3 protein-coding genes are annotated in these 21384 nt (G+C 67.9%); all 3 read right to left on the bottom strand.

All coding sequences use genetic code 11. The annotated features are described in order from the left end of the window. Positions 1-3: 3 nt before the first annotated feature. A complete protein-coding gene (locus Y958_RS27045; protein ID WP_088874951.1) occupies positions 4-2283 on the bottom strand; it encodes a TonB-dependent receptor in 2280 nt (759 codons plus the stop codon). A 369-nt stretch (positions 2284-2652) separates the two neighbouring features. Next, positions 2653-4494, bottom strand: coding sequence for a tetratricopeptide repeat protein (locus tag Y958_RS27050; RefSeq protein WP_088874952.1), 1842 nt, complete (start codon positions 4492-4494; stop codon positions 2653-2655). Continuing rightward, on the bottom strand, positions 4478-21373 hold the full coding sequence (locus Y958_RS27055; protein ID WP_088874953.1) for an MBG domain-containing protein: 16896 nt from the start codon (positions 21371-21373) through the stop codon (positions 4478-4480). The genes Y958_RS27050 and Y958_RS27055 overlap by 17 nt, the downstream gene beginning before the upstream one ends. Between the last annotated feature and the right edge of the window lie 11 nt (positions 21374-21384).

The raw sequence follows: 21384 nt of genomic DNA on the forward strand, positions 1-21384 counted from the left end.
TCCTCATAGGTCGGCCGCCAGCCGCAGGCCGAACGTCAGCGGCCGCACGATGGCGTAGCGGCTGTAGACGAAGGCCTCCGGATGCACGTAGGTGATGGCGCGGCTGTTGGTGAGATTTTCGCCGTACAGCGTGGCGGTGACCTTGCCGAACGTGGCACCCGTCTGCAGGTTCAGCAGCGTATAGCTATCGGTGTGGTCATAGAGCGCGCTGGGCTTGCCCAGCGTGCCGGGGGTATTGGGAAAGCCGACGGGGAACGACCCGACGTGCTGCACCTGGAAACCGCTGAACCCGGGGATCGTGCCGAACAAGGTGTAGCCGTAGGTGCCGAAGAACGATCCCTGCAGGTGTGGCGAGGCCAGGCTGGCCCCGTTCACGGCGCCGGAAATCTGCGCCTCCTGCGCGGAAAGCCCCGTCACCTTGGCATCGTTCACCGCGGCGTTCAGGCCCAGGACCAGCCCGTGTACCGGTTCCAGCGTGACCTCCGCCTCCAGCCCCTTGCTTTCCGCGGCGCCGATGTTGGTGGCGAACTGCACGGAGTCAGAGACGCGGTTGGCCTGGACCTGCAGATTCTGCCAGTCGATGTAATAGGCCGCCAGGTTGGCGGTCAGCCGCCCATCCCACCAGCGCCCCTTCAACCCGATTTCATAGTTGGTGAGGTCGTCCGAACTCGCCCCCGTTGGGATGACCAGATCGGTGGGACTGACCGTGCTGACACTGCCCGCGCGCGCGTTGTAAACGGGCGTGCGGTAGCCGGTCGATACGGTGGCGTAGAGCGTCAGGTCATGCGACGGCTCATAAGTCAAGCTTGCTTTCCAGGACGCTTTTTCGGCGTCGGGATAGGCGGTGCTGGACGCCGGCGTCGGCGTCAGGGCCAGCGGCGCCCGGATGCCGCCCAAGGCGTAGGCGAAATAAAGCGAGTTGAACCCCGGGGCGACATCGACCGTTGTGGCGTATTTGCCGTAGCGCAGGCCACCGATCGCCGAGAGCGTGTCGGTGATATGGTAGGTCAGCTCACCGAAGCCAGCCAGTTCATAGGAACTGGAGTTGCTGACATTGGAATAGAAAGTGCCGTCGGCGGGCAGGCCGGTGATGCCGTGCGTGGCGAGATAGGCCGGGGTCGATGCCTCGCGCGCGGCCAGGTACTGGTCACGATGCAGATAGTAGGTGCCCACCGTCCAATCGAACCGGCCGCCCTTTTCCGAAACCAGCCGCGTTTCCTGGACCACTGTTTTCCAGATGCCGTGGTCGAAAAGGTTGAAAGGCAAGGCCAAGGCGAACGTGCCGGCCAAGTCGACGTCGAACAGCCCATCCTGGTAGCCGTAGCTGGTGGAACTGGTCAGATGCGCCCAGTCAAACTGATAGTCGATGGTGGCGTTATAGAGCTGCGACTTCGACGTATAAAGGTCGGGCATGGTGGTGTATCGCTTGCGATCACCCAGGGAAGGAGTTACCAGCGACGCGTCCTGGGGATGGCTGTCCTCATAGAGGCCCATCAGCCGGATGCTGAGACGATCCGTCGGTTTCCATAGGATGATCCCCCGCCCGCCCCAGTCCTTCAGGGTGTTGGAGTTCTTGACGCCCGTGCCGACATTGTCGACGTAACCATCCTCGTGCCGGTAGAAGCCGACGACGCGCACCCCCAGCTTGTCATCCACCAACGGTACGTTGACCATGCCGTTGTAGCGCTGGCGGACGGCACCGGCGTCCGGGGTGTAGCCCGTGTCGGTCAGGACGGAGGCGTCCACCCGGTTCAGGTCGGGGCTTTTGGTCAGGATGCGGAGCGCGCCGGACAGCGAGCCCGATCCGAACAGCGTGCCCTGCGGCCCGCGCAGGAATTCCACGCGTTCCACGTCGAACAGGCTGGGGTCCAGCGTCACGGAGTTGCCGATGGTCGTCAGCGGCAGATCGTCGAGATAGACGGTGGTGGTGCTTTGCAGCCCGGCCTCGTAACCGTTTACGGAAATGCCGCGGGTGGTGACGCTGAGATTATTGTCGCTGCGGTGGTCCAGCACGACGCCGGGTGTCTCCCGCGCGATGCCCTCCACCCCGACGATGCCCTTCTGGGTCAGTTCATCCTGCGAGAAGGCCGTGATGCTGATCGGCACGTCCTGCAGACGCTCGGCCCGGCGGGTCGCCGTCACCAAGATTTCCTCAAGCCCGGTGGAATTGTCGCGCTTCTGGTCTGAATCCTGTGCGGCCGGCACCGGCGTGGTCTGCGCGACGGCTGCCGACGCGCCGGCAAGCAGCGCCACCAGCGACGCCGCGTAAGCTAAGCGGTTCATGTGTGCCTCCCTGTTGCGGCCGCGTCTTAGTGACGCGTTGTCGCGAACGGAGGAACCTTCTCATATCCGCTGCGGTGAGGCAATACTGACTGACGAGTAAGTCAGTATTTATCGCTGCGGCATCCCACGGTCACGGCCAACGGTAGGCATGGCACCATCGCCGGGTTGGCAAAATGCGCCCGGTCCGTTTGATAACGCTTTAATGTCAAGCAACATTGTCATCTTTCGGACGGGTCAGCTCGACCAATCAAGCGAAACCTGTCTGGAGTGCCAGGGAACCCGTGAAGTACGAGGCCGGCACACGCCACCACCGCGCCAAGGCACCTGGCCATCACGTCCCGTTAAGGCGGATAAGAACAGGAAAATCCGTTAAGGCTTGGCCGTAGCGGTGACGGATGCCTTGCGGCCTGCTCTGGCCGGCTTCGGCCCAGGGCTAGCCTCGGGTGGAGGGGCGTCGGAGGCTGGCGCGGGGACGGTCATCCCGTATTGCGCATGTTCCTCCTTCAAGGCGGCGATGGCGCTCAACCAGTCGCCCAGGGCGGGCTGGCGATGCACGCGGTGGTTGGGATACCAGGGCGATGTCGTGTCGCCGATGCCCCAGCGCCAGTCGACGGAGTGCGCGAGCAGCAGCGAGACCGGTTTGCCCATGGATCCGGCAAGATGCGCCACCCCGGTGTCCACCGCCACCACATGATCCAGGTTGGCGATGACGGCCGCCGTGTCGATGAAGTCCTGAAGCTTGGGGCTCAGATCGTGCAACCGACCCTTGAAGGCCAGGGACTCTCCCGCCCGCGGCCCGACCTGCAACGAGAACCAGTCGGCATCGGGAATGGCGTCGAGAACCGCCCCCAGATGCGCCAGCGGCAAAGAGCGGCGGGCGTCCTCGGAATGCTGGGGACGGCCAGCCCAGACGACGCCGACGCGGCGCCGGCCGTTGGGCGGCGGCAGCAAGGTCCGGCCGCGGGCCACCTGTTCCTCCGGCAGGGTCAGCCAGCCGGGCAACAGCGGCAGGTCCGCGACGCGGAGCGACAGCATGTGCGGCAGGCTTAACAGCGGCACGTGATAATCAAACGATTCCTGGACGCTGAACATGTGCGGGTTGTCGGGGCGGGGAACCACACGGATGCCGTCTTTGGCCAGGGCGGTACTCAGGACCCCGGTCAGCGGAGACGACACTTCCAACACCAGATCCGCGAGGCCATGGCGATCCCTCAGGATATGGGCCAGCGGGGTGAACTGGAGAATGTCGCCGAAGCCCTGTTCCCCCCAAACGTAGATGCGTTTGCCCGCTAGGTTCTCGCCCCGCCATTGCGGTGCCGCCAGGATACGACGGGGTTCGGGAAACTGGTCCCATACCCAGCGCCATTCGTAGTCCGCCCAGCCCGTGGCGAAGTCGCCGCGCGCCAGGCATGCCAAGGAGTGGTTCCAGCGGGCCAGCGCGTTGCCGGGCGCCAGCTTCAGCGCCATATCCAACGCCATCACGGTGGCGTCGATGAAGCCGGCGGTGCGCAGGGCCTTGTCCAGGGTCTGAAGGACTTCCTCCAGCCGTTCCAGCCGTCCGTCGGGCATCCCTTCCGGCAGGGTGGCCAGCGCCGCCGTCAGTTCCGGCAGACGGTCGCTGATTTCGTCGACCAGCTGCCTGCCCAGATCGCGCGCCTCGGGCAGCACCCGGCCAAAGAGGATGACGCCCACGATCAGCGGCACGACCGCTTCACGCGATTGCCCCATCCAGGCCAATCCCGTACCCATGTTGACCCAGGCGGAATAGTTCAAGGGCGATAACGCCAGGATGCGACGGTAGAGAGGCATCGCATCCGCATGCTGGCCACGGGTCTGCAGCATGACCGCCAGGTTCAGCATGGCGGCAGCGGCGCGCGGCAGGTCGCCCATGCGCTCGAACACGGTGCCCAGCGAGCAGTAGTAAAGGGGCTCACCGGGTTCGATCTTCAAGGCGTGTTCGAACAGGCCGGCGGCTCTCAAATTGTCTCCCTCATAGGCGGCCATGACGCCCAGCTGGTGCAAACTGGGCGCCGTCACCTCCGGGCGCTCGGTCAACTGCAGGAAGACCTGGCGCGCCTCGGCCGTCCTTCCGGCGGCCTGCAGTTGCAACCCCTGCGCGAATACGGGAACGCGACGTCCCAATTCCATCAGCATGTCGCCGCTGCGTTCGACCACCGGGATGGAAAAGTCGCCGCTATTGTTTCCGCTCATCCTGCTTCGTGCCTTGAATGGGGGCTGAGGTCATTTGTAGCTGATTATAGACGCCGCCTTCGCTACCGGCGGAAGAAACCGCGTATGTCTGCGCGGAGGATACTTGACCGCCACCGCTCTCGCCGCCACGGGAGGAACTGCCTTGCGAGGCGGTGCTGCTCGAAGATGCGCCACTGTCGCTGGACGACGTCCCGCCGGATGCGCCGGACGAGGTTCCGCCGGATGTGCCCGAGGATGCGGCCGCGCTCGGCGCCGTTGCATCGCCGCCGGCCGCCGGCGTCGATGCCGCAGTGCCGGCGGTGGCGATGGCTGCTGTCGCCCCGGTCGAGCCCGTGCCGCTGGCGGTGACCGGCGCGCTGACGCTTCCCACGCCCCCACCGAGACTGGCGGTGATGGCGGGGGCGGCCAGGCTTGCGGTCGGCAGCAAAGCCGCCACGACTTGGCGCTGCAAGGTGCTTGTGGTCAGTGCCGCAGACGCACCGATGCTCAGCGACCCAGTCTGGTACAGAATCGTGTAATTGCCGAGGCCAGTACCGATGGCGCCCGAGGCGGTGATGCCATAGCTGCCGGGCGCCGCCGAAGCCACGGCGCCGGGACTGTTCAACGTCACCTGGGTGACGCTGTCACCGTTCATCAATCCCGTCACGCCGTAACCCGCCAGGATCAGCTCGAGACCAGCCGTCTTGGTTTCATCGCTGGCCGTAATGGTCAGGCTGGCGGGGTTCACCGTCAGCGTGCCGGCGGCGTAGCTCACCGAGTAGTTGCTCAGCCCCGTGCCCGTCGCACCGCTGGCGTTGATGCTGTAGCTGCCCACCGACGCCGCCGTGCCACTGCCGCTGCTGGCCAGGGTGACAGCGCTGATGCTGTCGCCGTTGACCAGGCCAGAACTGCTGTACCCCGTCAGGCTGGCGCTGGCGCCGTAGGTCTTGGTCGCACCGCTGGCCGTGATCGTCAGCGCCGCAGGGTTCACCGTCAGCGTGCCGTCGGCGTAGCTCACCGAGTAATTGCTCAGACCCGTGCCCGTGGCACCGCTGGCCACGACGCTGTAGCTGCCCACCGACGCCGCCGTGCCAGAACCACTGGACGCGAGCGTCACGGCGCTAATGCTGTCGCCGTTCACCAGCCCGCTGCTGCTGTACCCCGTCAGGCTGGCGCTGCTGCCATAGGTCTTGGTGGCCCCGCTGGCCGTGATCGTCAGCGCCGCAGGGTTCACCGTCAGCGTGCCGTCGGCGTAGCTCACCGAGTAATTGCTCAGACCCGTGCCCGTGGCACCGCTGGCCACGACGCTGTAGCTGCCCACCGACGCCGCCGTGCCAGAACCACTGGACGCGAGCGTCACGGCGCTAATGCTGTCGCCGTTCACCAGCCCGCTGCTGCTGTACCCCGTCAGGCTGGCGCTGCTGCCATAGGTCTTGGTGGCCCCGCTGGCCGTGATCGTCAGCGCCGCCGGGTTCACCGTCAGCGTGCCATCGGCGTAGCTCACCGAGTAATTGCTCAGGCCCGTGCCCATGGCGCCGGAAGCCACAACGCTGTAGCTGCCCACCGAGGCGGCCGTGCCGCTGCCGCTGCTGGCCAAGGTGACGGCGCTGATGCTGTCGCCGTTCACCAGGCCGCTGCTGCTGTACCCCGTCAGGCTGGCGCTGGCGCCGTAGGTCTTGCTCGCCCCGCTGGCCGTGATCGTCAGCGCTGCCGGATTCACCGTCAGCGTGCCATCGGCGTAGCTCACCGAGTAATTGCTGAGCCCCGTGCCCGTCGCACCGCTGGCCACAACGCTGTAGCTGCCCACCGACGCCGCCGTGCCGGAACCACTGGACGCCAAGGTCACCGCACTGATGCTGTCGCCATTGACCAGGCCGCTGCTGCTGTACCCCGTCAGGCTGGCGCTGATGCCGTAGGTCTTGGTCGCCCCGCTGGCCGTGATCGTCAGCGACGCTGGGGTCACCGTCAGCGTACCGTCGGCATAGCTCACCGAGTAGTTGCTGAGCCCCATGCCTGTGGCGCCCGAGGCCACAACGCTATAGCTGCCCACCGAGGCGGCCGTGCCGCTGCCCGTGCTGGCCAGCGTCACCGCACTGATGCTGTCGCCATTGACCAGGCCGCTGCTGCTGTACCCCGTCAGGCTGGCGCTGGTGCCGTAGGTCTTGCTCGCCCCGCTGGCCGTGATCGTCAGCGCCGCCGGATTCACCGTCAGCGTGCCGTCAGCGTAGCTCACCGAGTAATTGCTGAGCCCTGTGCCCGTAGCACCGGAAGCCACAACGCTGTAGCTGCCCACCGACGCCGCCGTACCGCTGCCGCTGCTGGCCAGCGTCACGGCCGCAATGCTGTCGCCGTTCACCAGGCCGCTGCTGCTGTAGCCCGTCAGGCTGGCGCTGGCACCATAGGTCTTGGTCGCACCGCTGGCCGTGATCGTCAGCGCCGCCGGGGTCACCGTCAGCGTGCCGTCGGTGTAGCTCACCGAGTAATTGCTCAGCCCCGTACCCGTGGCACCGCTGGCGCTGATGCTATAGCTGCCCACCGACGCCGCCGTGCCGCTGCCCGTGCTGGCCAAGGTGACGGCGCTGATGCTGTCGCCGTTCACCAGGCCGCTGCTGCTGTAGCCCGTCAGGCTGGCGCTGGCGCCGTAGGTCTTGGTCGCCCCACTGGCCGTGATCGTCAGTGCCGCCGGGTTTACCGTCAGCGTGCCATCGGTGTAGCTCACCGAGTAATTGCTCAGCCCTGTGCCCGTAGCACCAGAGGCCACGACGCTGTAGCTGCCCACCGACGCCGCCGTGCCGCTGCCGCTGCTGGCCAGCGTTACGGCGCTGATGCTGTCGCCGTTCACCAGGCCGCTGCTGCTGTACCCCGTCAGGCTGGCGCTGGCCCCGTAGGTCTTGCTCGCCCCGCTGGCCGTGATCGTCAGCGCCGCCGGGGTCACCGTCAGCGTACCGTCGGCGTAGCTCACCGAGTAGTTGCTCAGCCCCGTGCCTGTGGCACCGCTGGCGTTGATGCTGTAGCTGCCCACCGACGCCGCCGTGCCGCTGCCGCTGCTGGCCAGCGTTACGGCGCTGATGCTGTCGCCATTCACCAGGCCGCTGCTGCTGTAGCCCGTCAGGCTGGCGCTGGTGCCGTAGGTCTTGCTCGCCCCGCTGGCCGTGATCGTCAGTGCTGCCGGATTCACCGTCAGCGTGCCGTCGGCGTAGCTCACCGAATAATTGCTCAGCCCCGTGCCCGTCGCACCACTGGCCACAACGCTGTAGCTGCCCACCGACGCCGCCGTACCGCTGCCGCTGCTGGCCAGCGTCACGGCCGCAATGCTGTCGCCGTTCACCAGGCCGCTGCTGCTGTAGCCCGTCAGGCTGGCGCTGGCCCCGTAGGTCTTGGTCGCCCCGCTGGCCGTGATCGTCAGCGCTGCCGGGTTCACCGTCAGCGTGCCATCGGCGTAGCTCACCGAGTAATTGCTCAGCCCCGTACCCGTCGCACCGCTGGCGGTGATGCTATAGCTGCCCACCGACGCCGCCGTACCGCTGCCGCTGCTGGCCAGCGTCACGGCCGCAATGCTGTCGCCGTTCACCAGGCCGCTGCTGCTGTAGCCCGTCAGGCTGGCGCTGGCACCATAGGTCTTGGTCGCACCGCTGGCCGTGATCGTCAGCGCCGCCGGGGTCACCGTCAGCGTGCCGTCGGCGTAGCTCACCGAGTAGTTGCTCAGCCCCGTGCCTGTGGCACCGCTGGCGTTGATGCTGTAGCTGCCCACCGACGCCGCCGTGCCGCTGCCCGTGCTGGCCAGGGTCACGGCGCTGATGCTGTCGCCGTTCACCAGGCCGCTGCTGCTGTACCCCGTCAGGCTGGCGCTGGCGCCGTAGGTCTTGGTCGCCCCGCTGGCCGTGATGGTCAGCGCCGCCTGGGTCACCGTCAGCGTACCGTCGGCATAGCTCACCGAGTAGTTGCTGAGCCCCGTGCCCGTGGCGCCCGAGGCCACAACGCTGTAGCTGCCCACCGACGCGGCCGTGCCGCTGCCGCTGCTGGCCAGCGTCACGGCGCTGATGCTGTCGCCGTTCACCAGCCCGCTGCTGCTGTAGCCCGTCAGGCTGGCGCTGCTGCCGTAGGTCTTGGTCGCCCCGCTGGCCGTGATGGTCAGCGCCGCCGGGTTCACCGTCAGCGTGCCGTCGGCGTAGCTCACCGAGTAGTTACTGAGGCCCGTGCCCGTCGCACCGCTGGCCACAACGCTGTAGCTGCCCACCGACGCGGCGGTGCTGCTGCCGCTGCTGGCCAGCGTCACGGCACTAATGCTGTCGCCGTTGACCAGGCCGCTGCTGCTGTACCCCGTCAGGCTGGCGCTGGTGCCATAGGTCTTGGTCGCACCGCTGGCCGTGATGGTCAGCGCCGCCGGGTTCACCGTCAGCGTGCCGTCGGCATAGCTCACCGAGTAATTGCTGAGCCCCGTGCCCGTGGCGCCGCTGGCCACAACGCTGTAGCTGCCCACCGACGCCGCCGTGCCGCTGCCCGTGCTGGCCAGCGTCACGGCGCTGATGCTGTCGCCGTTCACCAGGCCGCTGCCGCTGTACCCTGTCAGGCTGGCGCTGGTCCCATAGGTCTTGGTCGCACCGCTGGCCGTGATGGTCAGCGCCGCGGGGTTCACCGTCAGCGTACCGTCGGTGTAGCTCACCGAGTAGTTGCTCAGCCCCGTGCCCGTGGCGCCCGAGGCCACAACGCTGTAGCTGCCCACCGACGCCGCCGTGCCGCTGCCCGTGCTGGCCAGGGTCACCGCGCTGATGGTATCGCCGTTCACCAGGCCGCTGCTGCTGTACCCCGTCAGGCTGGCGCTGGCGCCGTAGGTCTTAGTCGCCCCGCTGGCCGTGATGGTCAGCGCCGCCTGGGTCACCGTCAGCGTGCCGTCGGCGTAGCTCACCGAGTAATTGCTGAGCCCCGTGCCTGTGGCACTGGAAGCCACAACGCTATAGCTGCCCACCGACGCCGCCGTGCCGCTGCCCGTGCTGGCCAGGGTCACCGCACTGATGCTGTCGCCGTTCACCAGGCCGCTGCTGCTGTAGCCCGTCAGGCTGGCGCTGGCGCCGTAGGTCTTGCTCGCCCCACTGGCCGTGATGGTCAGCGCCGCCTGGGTCACCGTCAGCGTGCCGTCGGTGTAGCTCACCGAGTAATTGCTGAGCCCCGTGCCCGTGGCGCCGCTGGCCACAACGCTGTAGCTGCCCACCGACGCTGCCGTGCCAGAACCACTGGACGCAAGCGTCACGGCACTGATGGTATCGCCATTCACCAGGCCGCTGCTGCTGTACCCCGTCAGGCTGGCGCTGGTCCCGTAGGTCTTGGTGGCACCGCTGGCCGTGATCGTCAGCGACGCTGGGGTCACCGTCAGCGTGCCGTCGGCGTAGCTCACCGAGTAGTTGCTCAGACCCGTGCCCGTCGCACCGCTGGCCACAACGCTGTAGCTGCCCACCGACGCGGCGGTGCCACTGCCGCTGCTGGCCAGCGTCACCGCGCTGATGCTGTCGCCGTTCACCAGGCCGCTGCTGCTGTAGCCCGTCAGGCTGGCGCTGGTGCCATAGGTCTTGCTCGCCCCGCTGGCCGTGATCGTCAGCGACGCCTGGGTCACCGTCAGCGTGCCGTCGGCGTAGCTCACCGAGTAATTGCTGAGCCCCGTGCCTGTGGCACTGGAAGCCACAACGCTATAGCTGCCCACCGACGCCGCCGTGCCGCTGCCCGTGCTGGCCAGGGTCACGCCACTGATGCTATCGCCGTTCACCAGCCCGCTGCTGCTGTACCCTGTCAGGCTGGCGCTGGTGCCGTAGGTCTTGCTCGCCCCGCTGGCCGTGATCGTCAGCGCTGCCGGGTTCACCGTCAGCGTGCCGGCGGCATAGCTCACCGAGTAATTGCTGAGCCCCGTGCCCGTGGCGCCGCTGGCCACAACGCTGTAGCTGCCCACCGACGCCGCCGTGCCGCTGCCGCTGCTGGCCAGCGTCACGGCGCTGATGCTGTCACCATTCACCAGGCCGCTGCTGCTGTACCCCGTCAGGCTGGCGCTGGCGCCGTAGGTCTTGCTCGCCCCGCTGGCCGTGATCGTCAGCGCCGCTGGATTCACCGTCAGCGTACCGTCGGCATAGCTCACCGAGTAGTTGCTGAGCCCTGTGCCCGTCGCACCGCTGGCGGTGATGCTGTAGCTGCCCACCGACGCCGCCGTGCCGGAACCACTGGACGCCAAGGTCACCGCACTGATGCTGTCGCCATTCACCAGGCCGCTGCTGCTGTACCCCGTCAGGCTGGCGCTGGCGCCGTAGGTCTTGGTCGCCCCGCTGGCCGTGATCGTCAGCGACGCTGGGGTCACCGTCAGCGTACCGTCGGCATAGCTCACCGAGTAGTTGCTGAGCCCCATGCCTGTGGCGCCCGAGGCCACAACGCTATAGCTGCCCACCGACGCCGCCGTGCCGCTGCCCGTGCTGGCCAAGGTCACCGCGCTGATGCTGTCGCCATTCACCAGGCCAGAACTGCTGTAGCCCGTCAGGCTGGCGCTGGTCCCGTAGGTCTTGCTCGCCCCGCTGGCCGTGATCGTCAGCGCCGCCGGGGTCACCGTCAGCGTGCCGTCGGTGTAGCTCACCGAGTAATTGCTCAGCCCCGTACCCGTGGCACCGCTGGCGCTGATGCTGTAGCTGCCCACCGAGGCGGCCGTGCCGCTGCCGCTGCTGGCCAGCGTTACGGCGCTGATGCTGTCGCCGTTCACCAGGCCGCTGCTGCTGTAGCCCGTTAGGCTGGCGCTGGTCCCGTAGGTCTTGCTCGCCCCGCTGGCCGTGATCGTCAGCGCTGCCGGATTCACCGTCAGCGTGCCGTCGGCGTAGCTCACCGAGTAATTGCTGAGCCCCGTGCCCGTGGCGCCGCTGGCGGTGATGCTATAGCTGCCCACCGAGGCGGCGGTGCCGCTGCCGCTGCTGGCCAGCGTCACCGCACTGATGCTGTCGCCGTTCACCAGGCCGCTGCTGCTGTACCCCGTCAGGCTGGCGCTGGTGCCGTAGGTCTTGCTCGCCCCGCTGGCCGTGATGGTCAGCGCCGCCTGGGTCACCGTCAGCGTGCCGGCGGCGTAGCTCACCGAGTAATTGCTGAGCCCCGTGCCCGTGGCACCGCTGGCGCTGATGCTGTAGCTGCCCACCGACGCCGCCGTACCGCTGCCCGTGCTGGCCAGCGTCACCGCACTGATGCTGTCGCCATTGACCAGGCCGCTGCTGCTGTAGCCCGTCAGGCTGGCACTGGTGCCGTAGGTCTTGGTCGCCCCGCTGGCCGTGATCGTCAGCGCGGCCGGGTTCACCGTCAGCGTGCCGTCGGCGTAGCTCACCGAGTAATTGCTGAGCCCCGTGCCCGTGGCACCGGAAGCCACAACGCTGTAGCTGCCCACCGACGCCGCCGTGCCGCTGCCGGTGCTGGCCAGCGTCACCGCACTGATGCTGTCGCCATTGACCAGGCCGCTGCTGCTGTAGCCCGTCAGGCTGGCGCTGGTGCCATAGGTCTTGCTCGCCCCGCTGGCCGTGATCGTCAGCGCTGCCGGATTCACCGTCAGCGTGCCGTCAGCGTAGCTCACCGAGTAATTGCTCAGCCCCGTGCCCGTGGCGCCGCTGGCGTTGATGCTATAGCTGCCCACCGACGCCGCCGTGCCGCTGCCCGTGCTGGCCAGGGTCACCGCACTGATGCTGTCGCCATTGACCAGGCCGCTGCTGCTGTAGCCCGTCAGACTGGCACTGGTGCCGTAGGTCTTGGTCGCACCGCTGGCCGTGATCGTCAGCGCTGCCGGATTCACCGTCAGCGTGCCGTCGGCGTAGCTCACCGAGTAATTGCTGAGCCCCGTGCCCGTGGCACCGCTGGCGGTGATGCTGTAGCTGCCCACCGAGGCGGCCGTGCCGCTGCCGCTGCTGGCCAAGGTCACGGCGCTGATGCTGTCGCCATTGACCAGGCCGCTGCTGCTGTAGCCCGTCAGACTGGCACTGGTGCCGTAGGTCTTGGTCGCACCGCTGGCCGTGATCGTCAGCGCTGCCGGATTCACCGTCAGCGTGCCGTCGGCGTAGCTCACCGAGTAATTGCTGAGCCCCGTGCCCGTGGCACCGCTGGCGGTGATGCTGTAGCTGCCCACCGAGGCGGCCGTGCCGCTGCCGCTGCTGGCCAAGGTCACGGCGCTGATGCTGTCGCCATTCACCAGCCCGCTGCTGCTGTAGCCCGTCAGACTGGCGCTGATGCCATAGGTCTTGGTGGCACCGCTGGCCGTGATCGTCAGCGCTGCCGGGGTCACCGTCAGCGTGCCGTCGGCGTAGCTCACCGAGTAATTACTGAGCCCCGTGCCTGTGGCGCCCGAGGCCACAACGCTGTAGCTGCCCACCGACGCCGCCGTACCGCTGCCCGTGCTGGCCAGCGTCACCGCACTGATGCTGTCGCCGTTCACCAGGCCGCTGCTGCTGTAGCCCGTCAGGCTGGCGCTGGCGCCGTAGGTCTTGCTCGCCCCGCTGGCCGTGATGGTCAGCGCCGCCGGGGTCACCGTCAGCGTGCCGTCGGCGTAGCTCACCGAGTAATTGCTCAGACCCGTGCCCGTGGCGCCCGAGGCCACGACGCTGTAGCTCCCGACCGACGCGGCGGTGCCACTGCCGCTGCTGGCCAGCGTCACCGCACTGATGCTGTCGCCATTGACCAGGCCGCTGCTGCTGTACCCCGTCAGGCTGGCGCTGGCGCCGTAGGTCTTGCTCGCCCCGCTGGCCGTGATCGTCAGCGACGCTGGGGTCACCGTCAGCGTGCCGTCGGCGTAGCTCACCGAGTAATTACTGAGCCCCGTGCCTGTGGCGCCCGAGGCCACAACGCTGTAGCTGCCCACCGACGCCGCCGTACCGCTGCCCGTGCTGGCCAGCGTCACCGCACTGATGCTGTCGCCGTTCACCAGGCCGCTGCTGCTGTAGCCCGTCAGGCTGGCGCTGGCGCCGTAGGTCTTGCTCGCCCCACTGGCCGTGATGGTCAGCGCCGCCTGGGTCACCGTCAGCGTGCCGTCGGTGTAGCTCACCGAGTAATTGCTGAGCCCCGTGCCCGTGGCGCCGCTGGCCACAACGCTGTAGCTGCCCACCGACGCTGCCGTGCCAGAACCACTGGACGCAAGCGTCACGGCACTGATGGTATCGCCATTCACCAGGCCGCTGCTGCTGTACCCCGTCAGGCTGGCGCTGGTCCCGTAAGTCTTGGTCGCCCCGCTGGCCGTGATCGTCAGCGACGCTGGGGTCACCGTCAGCGTGCCGGAGGACGAGAACTGGTAGACACCGCCGGAATAGCTGGCGCCACCCAGGCCAAGCAGGCTGTAGGAGCCAACAGCGGAGCGCGCCTCGCTCGTGGTCCAGACCATGCCGGAGGTGGATAGGCCGCTGCCGACGCTGCGGCCCAGCTGATCATAGGCACTGGTGGTGGTCGCCGTGACGGTGGCGGCGCCATAGACGCCGCTACCCGAACCGGTGATCACGATGTAGGGCAGCGACTTCAACAGCGGATAGGGTGAGCCGTTGAACCAATCCGTCGTGCTGAACACGGACTGCGCTATGGGCCCGCTGGTCAGCCAGGCGGTGGTGGCCAAGCCGGTGGCGTCCGCGGCCGTGCCCGTGCCGCCACCGATGCCCACCGTCATGCCCGACGTGGTCGTGTCCCAATAGCTGGTGGTCACCGCGTTCTGGTTGTCGCCCAAGAACGCCCCGACGGAAACCGCGGACGGGCCCGCCGTGACACTGCCGGTGGAATAGCTGCTGGCGATCAACCCCTGATTGACGCCCGCCAACCCACCAATGGCCGTGCCGCCGGCGGTGCCGCTGGCCACGGAAACATTGACCATGGCATAGCTGTTGCTGACGGTGCCCGCGACTTGGCCCACCAGGCCGCCGAGGTTCAGCACACCGCTGCCGGCGGAGATGGTGCCGGTGGCGAAGCTGCCGGACAGAAAGCCGGAATTGATGCCGACCAGGCCGCCCACCTGCTGCGCGGCGAATCCTACCTGCAGGGTGACGGCGGCACCGCTGTTCACCACGGTACCGCTCATGAATCCGAACAGGCCGCCAATGTAGGAGACCGCGCCGGAGGCGATGAGGGTGCCGCTGGCATAAACGTTGCTGACCGTCGCGACGCTTTCACCCGCGACGATGCCGACGTCGTTGGGGCCATCGACGTTGATGCGGGCACCCAGCACGCTCAAATTGCGGATGGTGCCGTTGTTGTAGCTGATCAGGCCGACATTGTTGGAAACGGTGTTGTTGATGGTGAGGCCGACGATGCTGTGGCCAAAACCATCGAACGTGCCGTTGAACAAGGCCGGGCTGTTGTTCGAGTTGGCGGTATTGAGGCCCAGGGGCACGAAGCCGGCGGAACTCCACAGGCCACCGGCCTGCGTCAGCTCGCTCATCGTGATGTTGGCGCCCAGGACATAGTTGGCCGTCATGGCCAGGTTGATCAGCTGCAACTCGTGGGCGTTGTTGATGACCGTGCCGTATTCCATGCGCAGCAGCGGGCGGGTGTAGCCGCTGACCATGTACCAGGTGTTGGTGAGGTCGAAGCTGCTATAGGTGGCTGAGGCGTAGGCCGCGGTGCCGCTGACGTTGGTGGCGCTGAACGTCCCCGTCCCGCCGCCATAGCCCACGGTCTGGCCGCTGCTGGAACCATCCCAATAGGCGCCCGCGATCACGCCGTCGTTACCACCGGCGAACGCCCCGACGGCGCCCACGCCCGTCCCCGCCGTCACCACGCCGCTGGCATAGGCCACGGTGACCCGGCCGGCATTGTAGCCCACCAGCCCGCCGACGTCCGCCGCGTTGGCGCCGGCGGTGACGTCGGCCGTCGCGTAGGCCACGCTGATCGTACCCGTATTGCCGCCGACCAACCCGCCGACGTACTGGGCGCCGCTGCCGGCCGTGACGGTGCCGGTGGCATAGGCGCTGAGGATGGTGCCGGCGTTGCTGCCGGCCAGCAGCGCGACGTTGCCGCCGCCGCCCACCACCGTGCCGTTGTAGACACCCACGCTTTGCACGACGCCGCCGGTGCCGATGGCGCTGAACAGTGCCATGTTGCTGGCCGCGGCATTGGCCATGACCAGGTTGTTGACGGCATGGCCCTGGCCGTTCAGCGTGCCCGTGAAGCTGCCTGGGCTGGCATTGTTACCACTGGTGCTGAAGCCGATGGGCAGGAAGCCGGTGGCCGTCGCCCACAAGCCGGCCGTGCTGGTGGCTTCACTGACGTCAATATCGCGCCCCAGCGTGTAGGTCGCCGTCAGGTCCAGGTTCACGAGCTCCAACTGGTGGGCGTTCACGACAGTGGTGTTGTACTCGTCCCGCAGGAAGGGCCGGGTGTAGCCATCGACCATGTACCAGACGCTGGTGAAGTCGAAGGCCGCGTAGGTGGCGCTGAGATAAACCGATGAGCCGCTGATGCCCGTGACCGAGGCGCTGCCGGTATTGGCGCCATAGCCCACGGTCAGGCCGGTGGTGCCCGTGTCCCAATAGCCCGACACCGCGCCGTCGTTCTGGCCCACCAGGCCGCCTATCACGGTGGTGCCCTGGCCCGCGAGGACGCTGCCCGTGGCATAGGTCGCAGTGATGGTCCCGGTGTTGGCGCCCGCCAGGCCGCCCACGGCGGTGCCGGCGCTGCCGACCAGGATGCTGCCAATGGCGTAGGCGCCGGTCACCTGACCGGCGTTGGCGCCGACCAGGCCGCCGATATCCACCGCGCCGGCACCGGCGATAATGGTGGCGGTGCCGTAGCCGCCGTTGACGACGCCCGCGGTAGTGACGGTCCCGGCGAGGCCGCCCACATATTGCGCGGCGCTGCCCACCGTGACTGTGCCACCGCCATAACTGGCCGTGACCAGCCCCGCCTCATACCCGACCAAGCCGCCGACGGCCTGCGCCCCGCTGCCCACCTGGACGATGCCGATACCGTCGCTGGCGCTGATGGTGCCGGCGTCATAGCCCACGGCGCCGCCCACGGACTGCGCGCCATCACCGACAATGACGGCGCTGATGGCGTGGCTGTTGGCGACGGTGGCGCTGTTGTAGCCGACGATGCCACCCACACTCTGGGCCGCCACGGCCGACACGGTGCCGCCCGTGTACGCCGCCGTGATGAGACCGGCATTCACGCCGGCCACCCCGCCGAGGCGCTGGGCGCCCGACGCCGCCAGAATCGTGCCGTTGGTCTGGACGCCGCTGATGGTGCCGCTGTTCTGCCCGGCGACGAGGCCGACGCCGCTGACGGCGCCGACGCTGATCCTGGCGTTCGTCAGCGTCAGGTTGGTGACCGTGCCGCCGGCGCCGATATCGCTGAACAGGCCGATATTATCGCTGGCGGCACTGACGATGGTCATGCCGCTGATGCTGTAGCCCCGGCCGTTCAGCGTGCCGGTGAAGGCGGTGGGGCTGGCGTTGCCGCCGGCGGAGGTGATGCCGATGGGGGCGAAGCCGGTGGCCGTGTTCCACAGGCCCGAGGTCAGCGCCAACTCCGCCATCGTGATGTTGGCGCCCAGGACGTAGCTTCCGCCCGGGTTGGCGCCCATCAGTTCAAGCTGATGGGCGTTGATGATGGTGGTCCGGGCTTCCGCCTTCAGGAAGGGCCGGGTATAGCCGTCCACCATGTACCAGGTGGAGGTGAAGTCGAAACCGCTGTAGGTCGCGGAGGCATAGGCGGCGGTGCCACTGACCCCCGTGGCGGAAAAGGAGCCGGCCGAACTGGTGCCATAGGCGTTCGTCTGGTTGGTGGAGACCGTGTCCCAGAAGCTGGTCATCACCGTGCCGGAGGTCATCCTGCCGACCAGACCGCCCACGCTGACGCCCGCTGCCGCTGACACCGACCCGCTGGCCCAGCTCTGGGCGATCGTGGGGATGACGGTGCCGCTGACGGCGTTCTCGCCCACCAGGCCACCAACGCCGTTGGATAGGGTACCGGCCCTGACGGCCCCCGTCGCGTAGGCGCCCCGGATCAGGCTGCCATAGTTGCGACCGGCGAGGCCGCCGATATCAGTGCCCGCCGTGCCGGCGATGACCGTGCCAGTGGCATAGCTGCCCAGCACGGATGACGAGGTGAGGTTGAATGCCTCCGACGCCCCGACCAAGCCACCGACGTAGAAGGCGGTCCGGCCAACCGACACCGTGCCGGTGGCATAGCTGCCGCTGATGATGCCGTTCTGCTCGTGGCCGAGCAGCCCGCCGATATACTGCGCCATGGTGCCGACACCCGTGGCCGCCCCGACCGACAGGTTGCCCGTGGCGTAGCTGTCGGCGATGAGCGCGGACGCCGAACCGGCCGTGGTTTGGGAGTTCACCCCGACCAAGCCACCGAAATACTGGTTGCCGGTGCCGGTGGCGGTGATTGTTCCGGTAGCATAACTACCGCTGACAGTGCCTGAGTTGGAACCGACCAAGCCACCGATGCGCGCCGCGGCACTCGACAGCAGTATATTGCCGGTGGCGTAGCTGCCCAGGATTGAGCCGAAGGTGTTGACGCCGACCAGGCCGCCGACATATTGCGCGCCGCTGCTGCCGGTGCTGACGCCGCCGGTGGCGTAGGAATTGACCAGCGTCATGGTATTGGCGTCGCCCACCAACCCGCCGATACGCTGGTTGAAGGAGGAGAGGCTGAAGCCGCCAGTGGCATAGCTGCCGCTGATATAGGACTGGGCCGAGACCTGCCCCGCCAAGCCGCCGACCGCCGTCACCGAAAGGCCGTTCAGGAAGCTGACACCGGAATAACTGTTCAGGATGGTGCCGCCCGACATATAGCCGACCAGCCCCCCCACGCCCGTGGTCTTGGAGACAAAGACCACGCCGGTGGCGTAGCTGTTGGTGACGGTGCCGGATAACTTGCCGGCCAGCATGCCCCAGCCGGTGACCTGGGTCCCCGCCGAGGAGTTGATCATCGTGCCGTTCACCAGCCCCAGGTTGGCGACCGAGCCGGCGGGACCGATGCTGGAGAACAGACCGACGCCGTGGGAGGTGGTCGCCCTCAGGGTCAGATTGCTGATGGTGTAGCCCTGGCCGTCCAGCGAACCGGTGAAGACGGTGGGGGAAGCATTGCCCCCCACCGTCGTGAACCCGATGGGGGTGAAGCCGCTGGTGGACCAAAGACCGCCCTGCACCGTGGTGCCGCTCATGTCCAGGTTTTTACCCAGGACATAGGATGCCGTCGGGTCCACGCCCATCAGTTGCAACTGATGGGTGTTGGTGATGGTGGTGGCGTATTCGCTGCGCAGGAACGGGCGGGTGCGGCCGTCGACCTCATACCAGTCGTTGCTGAAGTCAAAGCCGACATAGGTGGCGGTGGTCAGCGTGTTCGCGGCGATGGCCGTGGCAGACACCGTGCCGGTATTGCTGCCGTAGGCGACGGACAGGCCGCTGGTCGCCGTGTCCCAGAAGCCAACCGTCACCAGGCCGGCATTGGAACCGACGAAGCCGCCGATGTTGGTGGTGCCGGCGCCAGCGGTGATGGACCCGGTGGCATAGGCGGCGCTGATGGTGCCGGCGTTATAGCCGGCCAAGCCACCCACGCTGTCGGACGTGGTGCCAACCGAAATGGGGCCGATGGCATAGACGGCACTGACGGTGTTGGCGGTGTCGCCATATCCCAGCAATCCGCCGACATACTGAACCCCGCCACCGGCGGAGATGGTCTCACTGGCGTAGCTCTGGGTGATCAACGCGTCGCTGTAGCCGACCAGGCCGCCGACGCGGTTGCCACCGTCGCCAACGGTCAGGCTGCTGTCGGCGTAGCTGCCGGATACCGTACCGCCGCCGACCCAGCCGGCCAGGCCGCCAACCGCCGTGGCGGCCGAGCCGGCCGTGACGGCACCGGTGACAAAGCTGTTGGCGATGAGGCCCGCCGTTTGGGCGCCCACCAGCCCGCCCACCTTGGACACACCACTGCCGACCGAAACGGTCACGGCGGCGGAGGAAGCCGTGACCGTGCCGCTGTTGCCGCCGATCAGACCGCCCACGGTGCTGGCGCCATCGCCGGCGGTGACGGTGCCGGAGGCGGTGACGTTGCGCACCGTGCCCTGGTTCTGGCCGGCCAGCTGGCCAAGGTTGGCGCCGGTGCCGCCAAACAGCATTCCACCGGACAGCGTCAGGTTCTGAACCAGGCCACCGCCGCCGATGACGCTGAGCAGGCCCAGGTTGCCCGCCCCGCCCCCGGCGGCATTGACGGTCACGCCGGTGATCGTATGTCCCAGCCCCTCAAGCGTGCCGGTGAAGGCGGTGGGCGACGCGTTGTTGCCCGTGGCGCTGTAGCCGATGGGCGTCCACGCGCCGGTCAGCGCCAAGTCGCTGGTCAGCGCGTAATTGCCGCTGCCGGTGATGGCGGCCAAGGCCGCCGCCGACGTGACCAGGGTATAGGCCGTGCTGTTGACCGTCAGGCTGGTGGTCAGTGACACCGGGGCGGTCACCCGGAACACACCGCCGCTGCCGCCGTCATTGGTCAGGACCACCAGGCTGGTGCCCGACAGGGCGGCGTTGATGGACACGCCGTGATAGGCATCCAGCGTCAGGCTGTTGGCCGAGGACCAGGTGATGCCGGCATTGACGGCGATGTCGCCCAGGCCGCTGGCTTTGGTGACCCCGCCGGCGGTGACGCCGGTGTACCCCACGCTGGTATTGGTGGTCTGCAGCGTGACGCTGCCGCTGGCCAGCGCCGTCTGGATGGCGGCGGCATAGGCGGCGTTCACCGTCAGGTCGACGGGGTCCAGCAGCCAGGTGCCGCCCTTGCCATGGGCCGCCCCCACATCCACCGTCGCCCCGTCGAAGGCCAGCGCGTGGCCGGACGTCTCAATGGCGCCGCCGTCACCCCACAAGCTGCCGCCCCGGGCCAGCAGCACGCCGTGGGCGGCGGTGTCCTGGCTGTTGACCGTGACCGACCCGCCCTTGCCCGTCTCCGTGGCCGAAGCGTCGATGCGGCTGGCGGCATCCATGGTGACGGAGGCCGTCTCCGCCGTTCCCACCGTGACCGTGCCGCCACCGGTGGCGCCCTTGGCGCTCAGCGTGGCGCCCTGCAGGGTGATGGGGCCGTTGGCGTCCAGGACCAGCTTGCCGCCCTCGCGGGTGAGGGAGTCGGCCTCGATGACGCCGGTGGCCTTGATGACGCCGCCGGCCACGATGTTCAGCGCCTGGGCCGTAAGGTAGACGGTGCCGCCGGGTGCGCGGATGATGCCGCCCGCCTCGATCTGCGCCTCGACCGTGGCGGGATCCACCTTGAGAGGGGCGCCGCCGTCCGGCGTCAGCGTCACGGTCTCCCCCGCCGCCAGCACCACCGAGCCCAGCTGAGCCTGGATCAGGCCCTGATTGCGGATCTGCGCCGCCAGCAGGACCACCGAGCCGTTATGGGCGGTGATGGTGCCGCCGTTGACCACCGAGCCGGTGGCCGATCCCCGGTTGAAGACCAGCCGGCCCTTCTGGAAATCCTCATCCGCGATGTCCATGGTCGAAGCGACCAGGCCGCCCACGTCCACCGTGGCGCCGCCGCCGAAGACCACGCCGCCGGGATTGACCAGGATGACCGTGCCGGGCGCCTTGATCGCGCCCTCAATCAGGGAGGGATCGCCGCCGCGTACGCGGTTCAGCGTCATGGCCGAGCTGTTGGGCTGCTGAAAATTCACGGTGGCGCCGGCGCCCACGTTGAACTGCTGCCAGCTGATGATGGCCTTGTCCGTCGACTGGGTGACGGTCATCACCGGTCCGGTGGAACTGATGCCCGCTGTACCGGCCTGGACCTGTCCCCCTGTGGGCAGCGTGCCGGGTGCCGGCGTGCCTGCCACGGCCGGCAAGGTCAGCGCCTGCATCACCGACAGCACGGCGGTGCATCCCAGCAGCCTGGCGCGCAGGGGAAGGCGGAACGGAAGCGCGGAGCGGCTGGCCATTATTCCTCCTG

This window comes from Nitrospirillum viridazoti CBAmc, from assembly GCF_000730165.1.
In the GTDB taxonomy this organism is placed as follows: Bacteria; Pseudomonadota; Alphaproteobacteria; order Azospirillales; family Azospirillaceae; genus Nitrospirillum; species Nitrospirillum viridazoti.

Excerpts from the sequence above, each read along its gene's own strand:
- Y958_RS27055 (WP_088874953.1), bottom strand. The coding sequence starts at position 21,373 with ATGGCCAGCCGCTCCGCGCTTCCGTTCCGCCTTCCCCTGCGCGCCAGG.
- Y958_RS27045 (WP_088874951.1), bottom strand. The coding sequence starts at position 2,283 with ATGAACCGCTTAGCTTACGCGGCGTCGCTGGTGGCGCTGCTTGCCGGC.
- Y958_RS27050 (WP_088874952.1), bottom strand. The coding sequence starts at position 4,494 with ATGAGCGGAAACAATAGCGGCGACTTTTCCATCCCGGTGGTCGAACGC.